Source organism: bacterium (assembly GCA_030699905.1).
Classification (GTDB): Bacteria; Patescibacteriota; Minisyncoccia; order Phycocordibacterales.
Genome location: JAUYKQ010000008.1, coordinates 1 through 3175 on the forward strand (window position 1 = coordinate 1; position 3175 = coordinate 3175).

General features: G+C 48.1%; 3 protein-coding genes. 2 read left to right on the plus strand and 1 reads right to left on the minus strand.

The annotated features are described in order from the left end of the window. Positions 1–218: 218 nt before the first annotated feature. Together Q8P86_01180 and Q8P86_01185 are read left to right on the plus strand one after the other, a co-directional pair. Positions 219–1262 (plus strand): hypothetical protein, encoded by a 1044-nt coding sequence (locus Q8P86_01180; protein ID MDP3996291.1) that lies wholly within the window; start codon positions 219–221, stop codon positions 1260–1262. Between the two features lie 95 nt (positions 1263–1357). After that, positions 1358–2560 carry a hypothetical protein gene (locus Q8P86_01185; protein ID MDP3996292.1) on the plus strand — a complete coding sequence of 401 codons (1203 nt, stop codon included), beginning with the start codon at positions 1358–1360 and terminating at the stop codon, positions 2558–2560. Between the two features lie 62 nt (positions 2561–2622). On the opposite strand, the gene Q8P86_01190 is transcribed toward Q8P86_01185, so the two are convergent. Further along, positions 2623–3175: hypothetical protein (locus Q8P86_01190; GenBank protein ID MDP3996293.1), on the minus strand; the 553-nt coding region annotated here is incomplete at its 5' end.

Here is a 3175-nt window from a genome sequence, read left to right on the forward strand (position 1 = left end):
TCGCCACAAACGGCTTTGTGGGATAAAACGGGACTGTTGCCGAATATCCATTTTGGCAGATTTCCCCAAAATTCGGCTACGGCTTGGTTCAAATTTATGGCCAATACTTCCAGCATTAAGCCATAAATTTGAACCTTCGCCTCGCTCGAATTTTTAAAAAATCACCTCAAAAGCCTATTCGGCAACAGTCCCTAAACCAAAAAAGAAAGGTCTTTGTTATGATTCTTCGTGGCATTAGATTCGGGTCGGTGCATCAAGCATCCGGCGTTACAAACTTTGACGGTAACGGATGGTGGTACCATCATCCGCTTCGTCCGTTTGGACTCAACTTCAGAGGATCCACGTTTGTGGCCAAAACCACAACACTGGAGGCGCGAGCAGGCAATATGCCTCTCAAAAAAGACGGTAAAACTCCAAAAGAGTGGATTCCGAAGAGCATCATCGTGAAAAGAAAAGATAGAGTGGCGTTAAACGCTGTGTCCTTAAGCGGTCCCGGACTGGAATTCATCATAGAGCAGGGCTGGTGGCAAAATCAACTTCGCCCGTTTTTGGTTTCTGTAATGTCCTTGGAGAAAACAGCCGAGGACCGACTGTACGAGCTTAAAGCTATTTTTGAACAACTCACCGCCGCCTACAGATATGAGAAGTTTTTAGCCGACTGGGGAGTACAAGTCAATCTTTCTTGTCCAAACGGAGGGCTTGACCCACACTCTTTGGCGGAAGAAGCTCTGCCAGTTCTTAACTTGGCGGACAAAACTCTTTCCGCTAATATTCCGGTGATGCTGAAATTCGGGCCGGAAGTTCATCCGGAATCAATGCTTAAAATCGGCCGTCACCCGAGGTTAGATGCGATATGCGTCTTCAACACTATGCCTTTCGGCAAACAGGCGCAATGGACAGAACGAACCTCGCCAATTGACTGGAAACGGCTTTTTGGCACGGACGACCCCCAAAAATCCCCGATGGCCAAACGTTTCCCGGGTTTTGCCGGCGGGCTCTCCGGCGCGCCACTTCTGCCACTTCTTATTGAATGGTTGGAACGCGCGCGAAAGGCGAATTTCCTGAAACCAATCTGCGGAGGAGGCGGAATCCTCTGCCCCGAAGACGCGGAAAAGGTTTCCCATGCCGGAGCAGACGCAGTGTTTCTCGGCTCAATCGCTTTTTTAGCGCCAAGACAAGTGCGAAAGACGATAAGACACGGCAATGTTCACTTTGGGACGGCGAATGGCTTGTTCCGCCCTCGTGAGCATGTCTTAGATTAGACAAAGCGAGTATTCTCGGTAAAAAACAGACGCTGCCTTTTGAGGCGGCGTTTTTTCTTGCGATTTTTGGAGCAGTGAAGTAGTATGTTACCAGTTTGAACTTCAACAAAAAGGAAATTGATATGAGTGTCAAAACAGATGCCGAAGTGGAAGAAATGTTACGACTTGGTGTAGGCCCAAGGGCGTGGCAAAAAGCTGAAATGAAGGCGGCTCAAGACGAAGTCGCCCTACCAGATTCAGTCGCAGTTGAACCCCTCGCGTCGGCGCACGACCACTTCAGAGAAGGGACGACGGAGGAAGACAGAAGAATACAAAAAGACCTTCTCGCAAATGCAATTGAAGGAGGGGCGGATACGGTGGGCGCGATGCCCAACACATTGGAGGGGTTAAAAACCGTACAAGAAGTTGCTTCTTACATTGGCAACTTGCGGAGACTTATTCCGCAAGGAAAGTCCTTGTTTATCATTCCTTATGTCGCCATCACGGAAGACACAACAGAGTGGGACATTAACGACTGTAAAACGATAGGAATTAATGACGGAAAAATACTTCCTAAATATCGCACCACCAACTCTGATTACGGGGTGGTGCGTTATGGAAAACTTTTACCCGTCATTAAGCGGTGTGGCGAAGTGGGAATGAGAGTCCACGGACATTTTGAACACCCTTCTCCAACATACAGCAACGACGACGCGGAGTTTGCGTGTTTGCCAATCGTCTTGACGTGGCTTGAAGAAACGAACGCTAAAATCATCTGGGAACACGGCACCGATGGCCGGTGCGTCCCTCTCTGGAGAAACATGGCGAAAAGCGACAGGTTCTTTGTAACCATAACGCCACAACATCTTTTGGAAACCGCCGACACGGTTTACGGCGATGTCCGCGCCGTATGCAAACCGTCTTACGGCGATGAAAACGACAGAGCGGAGCTTGTCCGTCTGGTAGGAGAAGACCTCCCTTGGGTTATGGCCGGCCCCGATGTCGCGCCTCATGACAAGAAAGCAAAGCACCCCCAAAAAGGACGCTGTTCCTGCGGTGCGTATCACGCGCCTTATCTTCTTCCTCTGTACGCCGAGGCACTCAAGCACTTATTCAAGACAGACGAGGGCCGGCAAACTTTCGTAAACTTCACGAGCCGGAATTTGCGAAAACTTCACAAACTGCCACCCGCTTCAAAAGAGATTCTGCTAATCCGCCGACCGTTTGTAATTCCTTTGGAATACAAAATCGGTTCTTGGACGGTGGAGCCGTTTAGAGCCGGCCAAACGATAGGCTGGAGCTTGGGAAAAGAATATTGAAAAATTCAAACTCTGCCTTTGGCAGAGTTTTATTTCGCCAATCAAGGAACGCGCCAGCGGACTTAAATGGTGAGAATAAATCTCTCAAGAGCGGTATTAAAATCGTGAAGGCCTCGACGAGAGTCGTGGTAGAGAGAAACGAGTTTTGATGACAAGTTTTTAAGTTCGTCTTCCGAATAGTTCTTGGCAAAGGCGCGTGATTTTTGAAAAACAAAAGGGTGCATTTCCGCTTCCACCGCGCTACGGCTATTTAGCGAAACAATCATTGACTTTATCTGCCAGAATAAAAGACCGTGAAGTTCCTCCACCTCTTTTCCTTTCATAATTTCTTTCTGAAACAAAACCCAAAGGGTCTTTTTGTCCCGCCGACCAAGCGCCTCGGTCAGCGAGAAGTCCTTCTTTTCTTTCGCTTCGTTTTTTTCTCCGTACTTCTGAACTTTCCCTCCAGCTTTTTCAATCTTTTTAAGAGCCGCCGCGTCCACCGGCCCTTCAAGCAAAATGAAAATATTTTCCGAGACCGCGATTTCTTTCAATTTCTCCATTACAAAAACTTTCGCCTCCTGATTTTCAAAAATCCTGTTTCCATACACAATGAACTTTCTTTCAAAAAGCCCT

Excerpts from the sequence above, each read along its gene's own strand:
- Q8P86_01180 (MDP3996291.1), top strand. The coding sequence starts at position 219 with ATGATTCTTCGTGGCATTAGATTCGGGTCGGTGCATCAAGCATCCGGC.